Source organism: Mucilaginibacter sp. SG538B, assembly GCF_013376065.1.
Taxonomy (GTDB): domain Bacteria; phylum Bacteroidota; class Bacteroidia; order Sphingobacteriales; family Sphingobacteriaceae; genus Mucilaginibacter; species Mucilaginibacter rubeus.
The window spans coordinates 162,424-176,845 of sequence record NZ_JABMJI010000005.1; the positions used below are offsets into that span (position 1 = coordinate 162,424).

At 45.8% G+C, this 14,422-nt stretch carries 13 protein-coding genes; 4 read left to right on the forward strand and 9 right to left on the reverse strand.

Annotated features, from left to right (window positions below; translation table 11 throughout):
- The first annotated feature begins 123 nt into the window (after positions 1-123).
- A complete protein-coding gene (locus FHW88_RS24235; protein WP_176628236.1) occupies positions 124-783 on the forward strand; it encodes a family 43 glycosylhydrolase in 660 nt (219 codons plus the stop codon).
- An 831-nt stretch (positions 784-1,614) separates the two neighbouring features.
- On the opposite strand, the gene FHW88_RS24240 is transcribed toward FHW88_RS24235, so the two are convergent.
- Complete coding sequence (locus FHW88_RS24240) at positions 1,615-3,075, reverse strand: sensor histidine kinase (protein ID WP_176628237.1); 1,461 nt, start codon at positions 3,073-3,075, stop codon at positions 1,615-1,617.
- 321 nt (positions 3,076-3,396) lie between these two features.
- Between FHW88_RS24240 and FHW88_RS24245 the strand changes: the two genes are divergently transcribed.
- The gene (locus FHW88_RS24245; protein ID WP_176628238.1) at positions 3,397-3,678 is read left to right on the forward strand and encodes a hypothetical protein; all 282 of its coding nucleotides are present in this window, start codon (positions 3,397-3,399) and stop codon (positions 3,676-3,678) included.
- Between the two features lie 203 nt (positions 3,679-3,881).
- Positions 3,882-3,989: a hypothetical protein gene (locus tag FHW88_RS30455; protein WP_410505726.1), complete on the forward strand. Its 108-nt coding sequence runs from the start codon at positions 3,882-3,884 to the stop codon at positions 3,987-3,989.
- Between the two features lie 452 nt (positions 3,990-4,441).
- Here the strand turns inward: FHW88_RS30455 and FHW88_RS24255 are convergent, their stop codons facing one another.
- Entirely contained in the window at positions 4,442-4,726 is a 285-nt protein-coding gene (locus FHW88_RS24255) for a hypothetical protein (protein WP_176628239.1), read from the reverse strand.
- 934 nt (positions 4,727-5,660) lie between these two features.
- Positions 5,661-6,566 (reverse strand): helix-turn-helix domain-containing protein, encoded by a 906-nt coding sequence (locus FHW88_RS24260; protein ID WP_176628240.1) that lies wholly within the window; start codon positions 6,564-6,566, stop codon positions 5,661-5,663.
- A 141-nt stretch (positions 6,567-6,707) separates the two neighbouring features.
- On the opposite strand from FHW88_RS24260, the gene FHW88_RS24265 reads away from it, so the two are divergent.
- Positions 6,708-8,270: a DHA2 family efflux MFS transporter permease subunit gene (locus FHW88_RS24265; RefSeq protein WP_176628241.1), complete on the forward strand. Its 1,563-nt coding sequence runs from the start codon at positions 6,708-6,710 to the stop codon at positions 8,268-8,270.
- 477 nt (positions 8,271-8,747) lie between these two features.
- On the opposite strand, the gene FHW88_RS30230 is transcribed toward FHW88_RS24265, so the two are convergent.
- From FHW88_RS30230 to FHW88_RS24290, 6 genes are all read right to left on the reverse strand, one after another.
- Positions 8,748-9,128, reverse strand: a complete 381-nt coding sequence (locus FHW88_RS30230) for a LytR/AlgR family response regulator transcription factor (RefSeq protein ID WP_255485419.1) — start codon at positions 9,126-9,128, stop codon at positions 8,748-8,750.
- Between the two features lie 70 nt (positions 9,129-9,198).
- Positions 9,199-9,480, reverse strand: coding sequence for a LytR/AlgR family response regulator transcription factor (locus FHW88_RS30235; RefSeq protein WP_255485420.1), 282 nt, complete (start codon positions 9,478-9,480; stop codon positions 9,199-9,201).
- On the reverse strand, positions 9,443-9,820 hold the full coding sequence (locus FHW88_RS24275; RefSeq protein WP_176628242.1) for a hypothetical protein: 378 nt from the start codon (positions 9,818-9,820) through the stop codon (positions 9,443-9,445). The genes FHW88_RS30235 and FHW88_RS24275 overlap by 38 nt, the downstream gene beginning before the upstream one ends.
- A 338-nt stretch (positions 9,821-10,158) precedes the next feature.
- Positions 10,159-12,102 (reverse strand): hypothetical protein, encoded by a 1,944-nt coding sequence (locus tag FHW88_RS24280; RefSeq protein WP_176628243.1) that lies wholly within the window; start codon positions 12,100-12,102, stop codon positions 10,159-10,161.
- Positions 12,103-12,113: 11 nt separating this feature from the next.
- Positions 12,114-13,148 (reverse strand): S8/S53 family peptidase, encoded by a 1,035-nt coding sequence (locus FHW88_RS24285; protein WP_176628244.1) that lies wholly within the window; start codon positions 13,146-13,148, stop codon positions 12,114-12,116.
- Positions 13,148-14,386 (reverse strand): hypothetical protein, encoded by a 1,239-nt coding sequence (locus tag FHW88_RS24290; protein WP_176628245.1) that lies wholly within the window; start codon positions 14,384-14,386, stop codon positions 13,148-13,150. The genes FHW88_RS24285 and FHW88_RS24290 overlap by 1 nt, the downstream gene beginning before the upstream one ends.
- Positions 14,387-14,422: the final 36 nt, after the last annotated feature.

The following is a 14,422-nucleotide window of genomic DNA, read 5'->3' on the forward strand; positions in this document are numbered from 1 at the left end:
ATTCATTGTCATTTAATCAAAACCCTTTGCGCAAGCAGATATACTGGGTTATCAATTTAAAGTATAAGCGAAACAGATAATAATAATCATGAATTTAATATTTGGAATGTCGTTCGATAAGTCGTGTTATTCCTGCTACTCGTATTTACCGGCCAAAAACTTGCTGCTCAAACGGTGACCTCAGATGAACGGCCAGCCTTTATCAAGGGAACTCTAAGAGGCCCTGAATATGTAAAATCCGGTGTTTTCAAATATATTAATCCGGTTATAAGCGACTCAGCGATTGCCATGAGGGATCATTTTATCTTAAAGGTTGGGCATAAGTGGTATTGCACAGGAACTTCCTTGCCGGTTTGGTCTGGTCCAAATCCCGGCGTCAGGCTGTTAGTTTCTGATGACCTGGTTCACTGGAAACAACATTCCTGGATTATTGATGCTCGCAAATTACCTGCAGATTATCCCTATAATGGTCGTTTTTGGGCGCCGGAAATTCATTATATTAAAAATAAATTTTGGTTGACAGTTAGCAGCGGGAAAGTTACAATAATGGATCCTAAAGGTATGTCAAACCATAGTATATGGCTGTTTGTGACAGACCGTGTAACCGGCCCTTATAAATTGGTTAATGGACCGCTGACTCCGCAATATAACAATGATGCTACGTTATTTGAGGACGAGTATGGCCAGAGCTACCTGTATTGCAGCGGTAATGGTTTGTTTCAAGTAAGGTCATTTTCCGGCTGTATTCATTATCTCGTAAAGAGCAATGAAACTAGTCTTTAATCCTTGTCAATTTGCGCAAAACAGTTCCTTGCGGTTTCCTTTCAGGGAAGACCTTAAAAAAGACTTTCTGTTGATCGGTGTATGCCTGCACCGATCAGCAGATGGTGAACTTTTTCTTCTTTAATGGAGGCTATTCCGCGATTCCCTTACCTGAGTTTGTCAATGTTTATGCTATGGAGCGTATTATGATGAAAAATACGAGGAAATACGGTGTAATAAATTTCTCTATCCTTGCTCCTGTAAATGAATTATTGCCGATAGCAAAGATAATACCGTGACGAGGCGAGGGACCCTTTTCACGAATTTAGTCGGCCCTTTTGGTGTTGCTGCCGGACTGGCCCTTTCCGGAACCTTGCAAAATTTTGCCAGCGGGAAGTCATCTAATTGTAAGCTGCATTTAAAAAGATGTGCTGATCGTTAGATTATTACTATTGGTTAGCCGGATAGACCAGTCGGCGTTGTCGCTTTTCCTGATGTCCATCAGCATGTCATCCAGGTAGTTTTTGCCATTATAATCACAGCTGACGTTGGCATGGCCGAGACTATTGTTAGCGCTGTCATGAGACCGGTAGGAGCGGCTGCTGTGACTGGAGGTAACGCAGTCTGAACTGGAGCAGTTGCTGCGATATCGCTATGATCAAAGAAGCGTACAGTACCATTTAAACGCAAACCGTTCCATTAAAAGTAATGGTCACATCCTAATACATTATTTTTCCCTGTCCCGATTTTTCGAAGGGTCATGCTGAAAAGCGATGGAGTCGTTTAGGTTATGCACCTATCGATATTCCTTTATAGGCCCGCCATTAGTAAATATCGTAGTGGTGGCAAAAACTACAAAATTAAAGTAAAGGTTGTCCCCTTGCCGACTTCACTATCTACCGATATATCACCTTCGAGCGCTGTGACGTGGCTTTTTACGAGAAACAATCCAAGTCCTTTTCCTTCTCTGCTAAAATCAAATCGCTTGTAAGGTTTAAACAGGTCTCCACCATGTTTATCGATGTCGATCCCTATCCCGTTATCACCAATCTTGATGATGGCCTTGTTGCCGTTTATTTGTATATTCACCATTATCTCCGGCGTTTGCGTCGACCTGTATTTTAAAGCATTGCTGATGATGTTAAAAAAGATGCTGTAGAGATAAGCTTTATGCGATGGAATGATAAACGAACCTTCTGGAAGATGAAGCAGAGCACCCGATTTGTCGATATTATTTGTTAAATCCGCTTTCACATTTTGTAAGATTTCAAGCAGATCGACCGGCTCCCTGCTAATCTCTGCCGAACCATCACTTACGGATAAAATTTTACTTAGGTCCACTATTATCTGGTCCAGCCGATTAACGGAGGTCTTGAGATTTTCAATACAATGTTCCATTACCTCAGGGTTGTCTTTTTCCATTCCCATCAGGTCACTGATGCCTATAATATTTGCTACCGGAGACCGAAGGTTGTGTGATACCACGTAGGCAAACTGCTGCAGTTCACGGTTGCGGACAAAAAGATCGTCAGCAAATTGCTTCATTTCTTTGAGCGACTTCTTCCGCTCGGAAATATCATGCATTGCACCGACCATCCTCACCGCTTTCCCATCAACGCCCCTGATTACGAAGCCACGGTCAACTACATCAGCATATGTTCCATCTGCCCGCTGGTAGCGGTATTCGTCTTTCCAATTAGTTTCAGTACCGTAAATCACCGCGTAAACACTGGCGACTACGCGGTCAAGGTCTTCAGGATGTATATGATTGGTCCAAGAATGTAGATCCGGGATTACTTGATTTTTAGGATAACCGAATATTGCCTCGAAGCCCTCGCCCCAAAATAAGGTGTTTTTTTTCAGGTCCCAATCCCATATGGCATCTGATGTGGCCTTTGTCACATATTCATAGCGCTGGTTACTTTCCTGAAGCGAAAGTCGGAGTAATTCCCCCTGGCGTTTAACCGTGCCGTCACGCGCGATACAATGCAGTTCTTTTTCTTCGTCATCCCAACTGGCAGACCATAACATCGGTATGTGCTTTCCCGCTCTATGTATACAACGGTTCTCAAACCTGTTTGAGGAACCTTCATTCATTATATCAGCTATAGATGCTCGGGTTAATTCTAAATCATCAGGATGGATAAGTTCGAGATAAGTTGTAGCAGTAAGTTCTGAAGGGCTATAGCCTAGTAAAGTGTTAACGGCGGAACTCACTCTTAAAAAGCGCCCATGCTGGTCAATCGTACAAATAATATCGAGTGAAAACTCAAATATCTTATCAAGTTCCCGTTGGGTCTTCTCTAATGGCATGCAGTGTTACTTTTGTTGGTGTAAACCGACTCGTTTATTTGGTTAGTTACTGTCTTTGTACGGAGTGTCACCCTAAAAGGATTTGTATATTAACTATTCGCCTGTGACCTAATTGATCGTACTGCCGGTTGGACTGGAGCATCGCTGTCGGCACTCAAAGCAACCTCTTGCTAAGGATTTACATGCTGAGGCTTTTAGTACTCACACATTTCATCTTGTAGATTATTATTCTGCGCAAATAGATCACGCAACAAGTTTTTTTACGATCTAACACCAAATTATGGCAAATCAAACGATTCCGTAAAGTATGGGGCAACTGTCATGTTAGCTATCATTATTGGCTTAGTGTTAGGCTACCTAAAAAGAGAGAATGGCGGACCAGTTCGTGAACTGCAAACCCGTTTCAGCGATAGACATCAAAAGGAGGTCCATAAAATGATGGCAGAAAAACTCCAAGTACCCAAGTCGCCATTTATCAATAAAGTACTCGATACGAAAGGCGCCAAAATTCACTATGTGAAACCGGAATTAGTAGCCAACTTTGAATTCGCTACCTGGACAAAGACCGGTCGCATCCGCAAGCCGGCCACCTTCCTCGGTTAGCCTGATTAACTTCGCTTTCACTTAACGAAAAGTTTCCTGGACGAAAGCAAGGATAGCCAAACCGTGAAAGTAGATGGCTGCCCATTAACGTTTAACCACCTGGGTAAAGTTTATTGGCCGGAGGATACCATTACTAAACGGGATATGTTTAATTATTATGATCGGTCGCCGAGTATATGGTGCCTTATCTGAAAGACCGCCCCATGTCGCTCAACCGTTTTTCCAAGGGTATCCATGGTCCGGGTTTTAATCAAAAGAACGTAAAAGATAAAGTGCCGGATTGTATGGCAACGATGCCACATATCCCCTGAGACGGCCTTCCCATTCCAGCCATTTACCGTGGTTAAGGGCTTAACGGAGAGTTATTTGCTTACAAGGGTAATACTTGTATTGTTAGATGGACTAACCGATCCATGAATGCCGATGCTTATGTGAGCTTTTTTGAAGATGAGAATGGAAAAGTAACGGGTTTTAAAATGAAAGCGATTTCCCCTGAGACAGATTTTAGCTACGACTTTCAGGATTTGGATTATCATCGGAAATGATAAATCTTGACAAATTCTGCGGAATGAACCGAAGGGTATCATCGTCTGAGAGCAGTTGATAGATTTCTTTGACCCGGTCGTCATAATGAGCGAGGTCCTCAAGACCGATGGGACGAAGCAGGCATTCGTTCTCCAGGGAGAATGTAGTTAGCATATAGCCGGCGAAATATTAATCTTTAGTGTTGACTGCAAGTTTCATCGTAAATTTCCAATAAAATTCAACCCGCGGATTTCCAGATTTTGAAGCTGTTTTTATAGATACCCTCTGCATCACGGATGATCAGGGAAAGGTTTTCCTGCCTTATGGGTATATGCTGGTCTACAAGCCGGTAGATCTGTTGCAATATATTACCCAGCCGGTTCTCTACCTCGAAACGTGACAGGGAAACAATGACCTGGTTCGCGACTGAGGTGACATGCCCGGATACGCCTAATTCTGATTTGATCAGGCCTGTAACTGCGTTGCAGAGTTCTGCCAGATGGGTTATTTCAAGAGGGTTCATATACTGCTCCTTTAACCGTAAAATGAATTCCTTGTTTTCGGAAATTCCGAATCATGTGATTTCACCGTCTAAAATAACATAAAACCGACATTTATGCTATCAGGGAGGAGTACTAACCGAAATTTTACAGGCAGAAAAATCACCAAAGTATGGCAAGCTGGGAACGTGAAGGTGCTTTGATTTCCTCTTTAAGCCTCGCTGATGCCGTTACCTCCGGTCCGGGCTTTTCTTTGCAATCGTTTTAAAAGAATTTTCGCCGCGATCCCAAACGGATTATTGGTTTGAGGTTAAAAAAACAAGCTAAAGTATTCGGAGCGATGTTTAAATTTAAGCTTACCGGCAGTCGGCTGTAACGTATATTAGCGGTTAGCTATAAGATAATGATTGCCGCAAAAAAGGAGAGTTGGTTGACTCTCCTTTTTTATACAGATTTACAGCTTTGGTGTTTTAACGAAAACTTTTCCTTCGGAAACTTAATTATCTCCTTTATACGGTAGCCGATAGCGTACACTGATTAGCATTTTCGACCATTTCCAAAAACGCAGGGCTTAATGGTATCGGGGGAAAGGGCGATGATTTCGCCGCCTCCAAGGTCGACATAAGAAGTTGAACAGATCTGCTCAGCATAGATGCCGGCGTTGCCGGCGCCGTTGACATAACCATTTATTTATTGCGTAAAATTGGCCCTGCACTTTTACCCGGCCTTAAAAGTACTATCCGAACGCGTATAATTAGATAACAAATTATATTCATCAGATTATTTAACTACTGGTGAAAGAAAATATACAGCAGAGGATTCAGAAAGGATTATATCGGGACGAGTTATCCAGAAGCTATTGCAGGCTTTCTTTTAAAAGCTTTAAGGGCCTGTTTTGTGGGGAATCTACGCCATTTAAAAAGCGTTCTACGATGAAAGGTTCGCTCCTATTTGTTGTCAGGCGGAAACCCGGGTGCGTGCAGGTGCTGTTCCGGTGTATTTTTTAAAGAAATTGGTAAAGTATGCTGGTTCTTCGAAACCAAGTCCCCCGGCAATTTGCGCAACGCTCCAGTCGGTATGCTGTAGCAGCGCCTGGGCTTCTTTGATCATACGGTCTGAGATCACGCGGCTGGTGGTGCGCCCGGTGATCATTTTAACTGAACGGTTCAAATGATTGGTATGAACAGCCAATCCCTGGGCAAACGCTGCCGGGGTGCGTAAGGCCATCGACTGTCCGGGCGAATCGATGGGGAACTGCCGCTCCAGCAAAGCCAGAAACTGCGCGGTGATACGCGCCGCGGCTCCAGCATGGCTGTCTGCCGGAACAACCGGAAGCATGTTGAGTGATTCGTGCATGAGTATACGCAGATAACTGCGCAGCATATCATATTTAGCGCGGTAATCGGATGCCATGACGGCACGCATACGGTTCAACAGGCCGGAGATCAGCGCTAATTGCGGCTCGTCAAGTTCCAGCACATGCCCTTTATCTGCCTGGAATAACGGAAACTCCGGTAAACGCCCCTTGTAATCGACAGATTCGATAAAGGCCTGCGTAAATAAGCAAAAGTATCCGCTTTGCGGGCCACCGCCTGATTCCCAGGCTGAGGGCACTGCCGGGCTCGAGAACACCAAGGCCTGGCGGTCGATGACAACCTGCTTATCCGCGTAGATCATTTTACCCTTGCCGATAACCAGCGCCACCTTGTAAAAATCGCGGCGGCCAAAAGGTGAGCGGTTTAAACACGGCTCCCGCAGAAAAACATTAAAATGTCCCTGGCCGGTATTATTTTCCGGAAATTCGGTTTTATCGCCAACCGGGTGCCGGCGGTAGAAATCAGCGAGGGTTTCGATCGGTTCCATGATTCAAAGATAAATACTATTTGATTATTATAATTCAATATGACAAATAAATGATTTAAAACACCATTTGTGTTTGATAGTTATAATTTGTTGTTTGATAGTTATAAGTCGCCGTTCGATAGTCCGGATTAATTTTGGGGCATGGAAACCGGATTCAGAAAATGGATCATCGTTATTACGATCATCACCTCGACTATCATAGAACTTATCGACACCACCATCGTTAATGTATCGATTAATACGATGAGTGGCAACCTGGGCGCTTCATTGGAAGATACGGCCTGGGTTATTACTTCTTATGCCATCGCAAATGTGATCATTATCCCCATGACCAGTTTTTTGGCAGAGAAAATAGGACGGAAGCAATACTATATTGGTTCTATCTTATTATTTACGCTGGCCTCGGCGATGTGCGGCTTTTCCACGAACCTATGGGAATTAGTGGCCTTTCGTTTTATCCAGGGGGTTGGAGGCGGGGCTTTATTGTCAACCTCCCAGGCCATTTTGTTTGAGACTTTCCCGCCCAAAGAGCGTGGTATGGCAAGCGGGATTTTCAGTCTGGGCATAATTATCGGCCCTTCTATAGGCCCTGTTATGGGTGGTTATATTGTAGACAATTTAAGCTGGCAGTGGATCTTCTATGTGAATATTCCAATAGGCCTGATGGCCGCCTTACTTTCATTGATATATCTGCGCCCGACCAAAGGTGCTGCAGCTGGCCGGCGCATCGATTGGCGCGGCATCTTTTTGCTGGCCGTTGGCGTGGGTGCTTTGCAGGTCGTTTTAGAACGCGGTGAAACTGATGACTGGTTCGCGGCAACATATATCGTCATACTCAGCATGGTGTCAGCGATCGCTTTGATACTATTAGTTTGGTGGGAGTTAACCACAGCATATCCGGTGATCAATTTCCGGGTGCTTAAAAGTGCCACGCTGTCGATCTCGGCGGTGATGACTTTCGTTCTGGGCTTTGGCCTGTTCAGTGCGGTTTTCGTATTCCCGCTATATGCGCAGCGTATTATCGGTTATTCGGCGTTCCAGACGGGCACGATGTTATTGCCCGGTACACTGATGGCAGCTATGATCTCGCCGTTTTTGGGGCGTATGCTTCAAAGCGGTTTACGTCCGCAGTATCTGATCATTACGGGATTTTTGTTTTCGGCCATTTTTGGATTTTTCATGTCAAAATCGAACCTGTCCACCGGAAGTGCATATTTTTTTATCCCGCTTATATTCCGGGGGCTGGGTGCAGCCTTGCTTATCGTACCGTTAACCGCTTTGGCAGTGTCCGAATTGAAACCGCAAGACATCCCGCAGGGGGCAGCGCTTAACAATATGATGCGTCAGATGGGTGGCTCGTTCGGTATTGCGCTGATCAATACCTATATCGCCAATCGGGCTGCGGTTAACCGGACGGCACTGGTCGCACATGTTACGGCTGCTGATCCGGCGACGCAAATGCGGCTGCAAGGCTTTGTGGGAAATTTAATGGCGCATGGTGCGACTTATTTGCGGGCGATGCAGCAAGCGATCGGTGGACTGGAAAATACGGTGGTTCGGCAAACCTTCTTATTGAGTTATATGGACGCTTTTTTGTTGCTGGCTTTGATGAACGCGTTTTGTATACCGCTGGTGATCCTAACGATCAAAAAGCGTAGAGCTGGCGCTGCGCCGCAAAAGCCGGTGGTCGTTTCCGATCATTGATTTCCAGTCAGTCTTTGAAAAGTTTGGCAACCAAAAGGCTCGGAAAATTCCCAATTATTTCTCGATCAATCCAACAAAAGAATTTGTTTAACAGCTAAGTCCCTTGATTAAGCGAATAATAGAAGCGTAGCATAAAAATACGCTTTTTAAAGCAAAAAGGTCATTTTCGCTCGAAAATAGCCTTTTTTATGCTGTGGCCCGTACTTTACAAATTTCGAACTATTTTCTTGCTCATTTGCGTTTACTTGCCGATCTCGACCAATAGATTTTAATACAACCTACAAACATTGAGTTCCCACTGGAGCACTAAATTTTTAAAACTTTTTTTTTAAGCTTGATTGATCGGGCTTGATTATGTTACTATATAGTAAATTTGCCATTTATAGCTTTCTGATAATAAATATTCATTGGATTTCTGGACGCATAATTAAGCTACAGCAATTGATTTCCATGAAGGATTGATGCAAATTAATGAAGTTAACTATTAGATTGAGTCAAAATTCCCAATACTTGCATTCGGTACATTTTACCGATAGGCATTATAATGTTAGCAATACTTATTTCATCCTGGGTATAAGAATCGATCTTATCAAGCGATACAAGGTATGACCGGTGCACTCTTATGAATGATAATGATGGCAGCACGGCTTCAAGTGATGTTATCGCGTACTTAGTAATGACGGGGCCTTTGGTTGTATTTATCCTGACGTAATCTTTTAAGCTCTCGATGTATTGAATATCGTTGAGCATGACTTTAACCATTTTGCGATCATATCTGAAATACAGAAAAGAAAGATCCATGCTGTCGGAAATCGTGACTGCTGTTTGGTTCTCCTGCCGGAGTTCCTGCTCAGGCAAGGCTTTTATGACCGCTTTCAGGAAACGATCAAATCGTATTGGTTTGACCAGATAGTCGGTTACATCCAGTTCAAATACCTTTACGGTATTGTTCGAACGCCGTCGTCAGGACTATTTTTGGAGCATTGACGAGCGTACCTATCAAATCCAACCCTGTAATCTGCGGCATTTGGATATTCAAGAACAGCAGGTCGATATGTTGTTGTTTGAGAATGCTGATGGCCTGCACCGCATTGCCGCATTCCCCAATAAGATTAAGCATCGGTATCTGGTTGATATAACGCCGCAATACCTCCCTCGCAAGCGGCTCATCATCAACGATGAGGCAATTGTAATTCTTTGTTGTTTCCATTGTGAGCAGTTTTTGTTGCCTCCACCCGGCCGGTTGCCAGAGCGATCTTTAAATTAACAATATACATTTCTTCTTCATCATTGATCACCAGTTCATGCTGACCGGGATACAATAGTTCCAAACGTTTGCGAACATTGGCGATGCCAATCCCGGAGAGCTGACCATTGGTAGTCGCCGGTTTGCCATTGATCATTTTCATCGATAGTTCATTGTTACTCACCAAAAGGGTAAGGCTGATCCAGGGATGCTCCATAACCTGACTTGGCCCATGTTTAAAAGCATTTTCGATGAATGGCAAAAGCATAAGCGGCGCGATCCATTGTTCGGAGACCTTTGGCATTTGGACCGATTAATCTAAACCGTCATCATAACGGGCAGATTCCAGCGCGAAATAATCCTGTACCATTTTCAGTTCCTTTTCCAATAGCGATTCAATTCTCGGGGCAGATTAGATGCGCCTAATTTCATTTTAACATCCGATTTGATTTGGCATAGGCTGCCAATAACCACATTCATTTTCTCCCGCTGCTTTACCATTTCTTCATAGGTTATACCGGTGAAACTTTCTTCAATTGGCACTTTCTTTTATTTGGAAAACGTTTAAATGCACTCCATTTTAGATGATTGATCGATAAATTGCGGCTGCATCGCTATGGCAACGCAGCCGAAATCCCCGGTTTATTTATAAGGGTTGTTATGCAGCGTAAAGATAGGTATGTCGATTAAGATACTCACGGTGAATACGCCTTTAGCCGGTACAGGGTTAAATGTTCCGTCCGATTTGGTATAAAATAATTTTGGCGTCCGGCGATACCCGCCGCCGAAGCAGATCGGTGTTCGGCCGATCTCAAAGAAGACCTGTGCGGAAGGAGAGAATATGCTTTCCAGGCGGATCTCCTGTTTTTGCGTTCCGGTGTTTCCGCTGTAAAGGTTATAGGACACCAGTGATCCTACATCGATCAGTCCGGCGAACCCGGTAAGCGCCCAGCCGCTCTTACCGGCCCATCCGTGGCTGAAGGAAAATCCCACGGGCGCATAGATGCCGCTGGCGTAATCAAGGTCAAAGGTATACCCGAGGTAGCCATTTAATGAAATGTTGAAGTCAGATTTCTGTTTGATCGTATAGCTGCCGGCAGGTAGCGCTACCGACTCGATCGCGGCTTTGGCTTCTTCAGGAGTTTTAGCTTCGACGAAATTGGCGGCGAAAGAGGCATATTTCAGGAAGTCCTGGCGGAAAACGGCCAGTTCCTTGTGATCAGCGGCGGGGTCATAGCGTTGAGCCGCGGTGTTGATCAGCGTCAGCGTACCCATTATGGCAGCGCTGTAGTTTACATTTAAGATCTGCCCGGAAATTTCCAGGATACTGTTCGTCTGGTCAAAAAAATAATTGGCTTCATCGGGGATCACCAGACGGCTATCGATGATCGCGGTTGTGCGAAGCGCCTGGATCAGTTGTTGCACTGACTGCGTTAAAGCAATCAGGTCAGGCGACAGTTCTTTTTTGCCGTCCAGGCGATCCTTTTTAAGATTGTCATAGGCTGTTTGAAGATTTTTGGTTTGATTGTACAGGTTAGCCAAGTAACTATTAATCCCGTCTAAATTGTCTTTAGTAAAAATGTCGGTTGTTACATTGACTTTGTGGGTATCGTCGATCGTAAAAACCAAACCTTTATAGTTGTTCGCAACCGCCATCTGACCCCATATGAGGCCTAAAAACAGGTCCTGAAGGGTCTTATCGGACTTCAACTGGTCAAATTGCTCGCTGGTCAAGTAGCTTTTTCCCGTTTCATTACTTTCCATACTTTTATTGAGGATATTCAGCATTTGCAATCCGCTACGGGTGTTTTCCGAAAATCCAACGGTGTCATTCAATAAATAAGCAGGCTTGACAACGGGGTCGATAATGTCAGGTATTTTATTCCCCTGGATAAATCCGTCTCCCAATTTACAGGCGGCGAGTAGCAGGCGTCCGTCCTTACTTTTTAAAAAATCCTGAATGGCAGCAAGGCGCGTCGAGCAGGCGGTGCGATCGCCACTGTCGCTGACGGACGTGCAGACGGTCCCTTTCAATTTAATAATATCTGCGGGAAGCGCCTTAATGTCTTTATTGAAGGCCTCTTTCAGCGTGTTCAACAGGTTGGCGTATTCCCAAGACTTAAAATTGGAAAGGAAGACCCGAGTATTGGGGAAAAGCGTCGCAAATTCAGGGTATTTGGCCAGAAAATCGTTCAGGCGAACGAAGAAAGCTTCGTCGATCTCCCCTTTGGCGCGGTCAATCAAAAATAGGGCGATACCATTAGCCATGTTGGTGACGTTAAAGCCGCCGATGCCCGATGACAGCGCGTTCAATCCACCACTGCCGCCGTCATTGTCCGTAAAATTTGAATAGGCCGAAATAAATTTGTCCCTGGTAAAAAATATGCTTTTGATATTACTTTTCGGGCAATAATTGGCCAGGATATCCATGACCTGGGGTTTGACGGGTTCCTGCCATTTCCCGCCTGCGTCCAGCAGTTTCTTTAGCGCCAACGCATCGTAATAGGGTGTCTGGGCATGCGCATTTTTCAGAAAGCCCGCCGAAAGCAGTAGGCCTAATAGCAGTGTTTTTGTCAGGGTTTTCATCGTGGAGGTTTTTAGGTGATTTGATATTGAAAGTTGTCGAGCGCGCCATATTTAAAGGTCTGGCGGTCGCTTTGGTATTTTTTAAGGAGCGCCAGCAGGTCGGCTCGGGAGATGACGGCAGGTAGGCGGCTGGAAATGATGCAGCTGCAAAGGGCAGTGATAACGGCGGTCACAAAACTTGACCCCCTGGATTCCACCGTCTGAAAATCAACACCAAATGATTTGTAGGTCGTCATCGCCGACAGCACCTGAAGCGGTACGGTAATTTCAAGATCGGTGCTATATTCGTCGATGGAACCGATGCTAATACATTCCGGCATACCGGATGGAAATAGCTGATCGTTAATGGACATATTGTCGCCCATGGCGCACAGTACGAATTTATTGGGGGCGGCATGGAGCTGCTTGATCAGCGTAGCGATCTGGCTTTGCTGCGCCTGGCAGCCTTTCAAGATATCATCGGTAAAGGCCTGGCTGAGATTGACGACGGTCGGACCTGGATTATTGAGCGCCGATCGCAGTGCGGAAGCCAAATTATCCAGGAATTGTGCGGAGGTCAGGCGGTCGGATTTATACTTCAGTGATATCACCCTGGCCTTCGGCGCCAGGCCGATAACGCCTGCCTTGCCGGCGATGATACCCCCAATGAAATTACCGTGCTGGTTATTGATCGGATCCGTATTCAGCGGCAGCGCAGACATGTGGCTGAGATCGAAGAAACTGCCGTTCTGCACAATCCCTTCGTCGATCACCATAATTGTCGTGCCGGCACCCTGCGTGCTTAAGATTTGCTGATCGAACTGCTTAAGGAAGCGGTTGTAATAGACGGCTGTAGCGGGATCTCCGAGGGTTGTTCGTCCGCTCCAATAGAAGTTACCTGCATCATCGCCATGCCAGTCGTCTATGCCTTCATAACTGTCGCCTTTGTAGAGGTGATCATGCACCTCGATCGTGTCGCCCGGCGACAGGTATACGTTAGCCGGGGCGTTCAGGCTGGGTGCCCCGATCCTTACATTGAGGAAATTACCCGTTACTGTTACTTTCATCAGCCATCGATCTTTTTAGGTTTTGGCCCTCCGTCTGCTTTCGGTTTTTGAGCGGCATCCTCTTTGGGCGCCAGTGAGCTGCGGAGCTGCATCAGTTTGTTAAGCAGGTCGAACCAAAAGGATGCACCCATCGATATCGCAAGGGCCGTGAATAGCCAGCCGAAAACCGAATACCATTCAAAATTAGGCCCGAAACCTCCGGCATAACCAATGCCCAGCGTATGGGCTGCATCCGGTAAATAATCCCCGAGCACTTTGCTTTCCTCGTCCTGAAGCTTTTTTACGGGATTTTGATTGACCAGGCGCTGCAAAGAATCTCTTTTACGGCTGTATCTTTTATTGCCGGCCTGATCGTTAGACGCTGGCCTGGTCAGGTCGCTGTACTGCTGCTGTAGATCGGCCAGGTTCCTGGCAAGGTCCGGGTTTTTCTGGGTGAAGCTGCTGACCTGGCTGACGATCTGTTTACGCAGCTCCGGTTTGGCCTCCAGCAAGCGGGCGATCTTGATAGTGTCGACATTTAGCAAGGCGGCGATCACAAAACCGATAGCGAGCAGCATCAGCTGCGTATATTTTTTATACCAACCGGTGGTGCGGTCCATCATTTCATTGAACCAGTCGACGATAAAACCCCGGAATTTGCTGACATCTCCCTGGGCGTCTACCCAGACGGATTCGAGATACATACAGGTATCGTCTTCGAGTTTGGCAAAAGGGGCTTGCTGATGATGCTTATCGTCTGCTTTCAGATAGCGTCCCCCAACCAGTTTTTCATTGACCACCTTCCAGGCGATCTGCCCATCTTTTAAACTTCTTTCGATCAGGTGACGGTCTGTCCCGCCGGCCGTGGCTTCCGGGCCGCGCAGCAGGTCGATCAGCACTTTAGTGAATGTGTCGGGGTCGATATAAGATGGCTTTTTCTTGACAAAGATGGTGTCGGCGCGCAGATATTTGATCAGGGGATGTGCAAAGAAAGCGGCGCTTACTTTTGGCGGCGCGCCCGGCGCACGCTGTGCCGCCTTTTTTTCTTGCTTCACCTCATCCGCCCCTTCTGACTCCGGATCATCTTTTTGAGACGTGGCTCCGTCATCCAGCATCCTTTCGATGGCTTTTTGCAATAGCCAGCCCCGGAAACCCGTATAACTGGAGATGATCTCGACAATAATGGTGCAAAGCAGGCTGTAAAGTAAATAGACGAACACCAGTCCGATGACCACGTCTAAAGCGGCGTTATTGAACATATTGTGATAATTTTAGGACCGAACTCACGAGCGGCC

Coding starts and splice junctions, on each gene's coding strand:
- FHW88_RS24290 (WP_176628245.1), bottom strand. CDS start 14,386: ATGTTCAATAACGCCGCTTTAGACGTGGTCATCGGACTGGTGTTCGTC.
- FHW88_RS24260 (WP_176628240.1), bottom strand. CDS start 6,566: ATGGAACCGATCGAAACCCTCGCTGATTTCTACCGCCGGCACCCGGTT.
- FHW88_RS24265 (WP_176628241.1), top strand. CDS start 6,708: ATGGAAACCGGATTCAGAAAATGGATCATCGTTATTACGATCATCACC.
- FHW88_RS24255 (WP_176628239.1), bottom strand. CDS start 4,726: ATGAACCCTCTTGAAATAACCCATCTGGCAGAACTCTGCAACGCAGTT.
- FHW88_RS30235 (WP_255485420.1), bottom strand. CDS start 9,480: ATGGAAACAACAAAGAATTACAATTGCCTCATCGTTGATGATGAGCCG.
- FHW88_RS24240 (WP_176628237.1), bottom strand. CDS start 3,075: ATGCCATTAGAGAAGACCCAACGGGAACTTGATAAGATATTTGAGTTT.
- FHW88_RS24275 (WP_176628242.1), bottom strand. CDS start 9,820: ATGCCAAAGGTCTCCGAACAATGGATCGCGCCGCTTATGCTTTTGCCA.
- FHW88_RS30455 (WP_410505726.1), top strand. CDS start 3,882: ATGTCGCTCAACCGTTTTTCCAAGGGTATCCATGGTCCGGGTTTTAAT.
- FHW88_RS24280 (WP_176628243.1), bottom strand. CDS start 12,102: ATGAAAACCCTGACAAAAACACTGCTATTAGGCCTACTGCTTTCGGCG.
- FHW88_RS24245 (WP_176628238.1), top strand. CDS start 3,397: ATGTTAGCTATCATTATTGGCTTAGTGTTAGGCTACCTAAAAAGAGAG.
- FHW88_RS24285 (WP_176628244.1), bottom strand. CDS start 13,148: ATGAAAGTAACAGTAACGGGTAATTTCCTCAATGTAAGGATCGGGGCA.